The sequence below is a fragment of the Neisseria sp. HMSC70E02 genome (assembly GCF_001838645.1).
Taxonomy (GTDB): Bacteria; Pseudomonadota; Gammaproteobacteria; order Burkholderiales; family Neisseriaceae; genus Neisseria; species Neisseria macacae.
The window spans coordinates 1-230 of sequence record NZ_KV838055.1 but is presented as its reverse complement, the minus strand read 5'-3'; the positions used below and the strand labels follow the sequence as shown (position 1 = coordinate 230).

At 46.1% G+C, this 230-nt stretch carries 1 pseudogene; it reads right to left on the bottom strand.

From position 1 onward, the window contains the following. Positions 1–230 (bottom strand): annotated as a pseudogene (locus HMPREF3277_RS00700) (IS630 family transposase); the annotation flags it as partial.

The window sequence follows — 230 nt, the reverse complement described above, 5'->3', positions numbered from 1 at the left end:
CGCATCGTCAAATCGGGCGTAATCAGACAATACGGTTCGCAGATACCGCTTAATATTCGCCCACACCTTCTCAATCGGGTTGAGCTCAGGTGAATAAGGTGCAAGAGGCAATACCTTATGTCCCAATTTTCCCGCCATTTCCCGTAAGACACCCATACGGTGAAATCGTGCATTATCTAAAATAATCACCGATTTTTGAGTCAATGCGGGCAGTAGACATTGCTGAAACC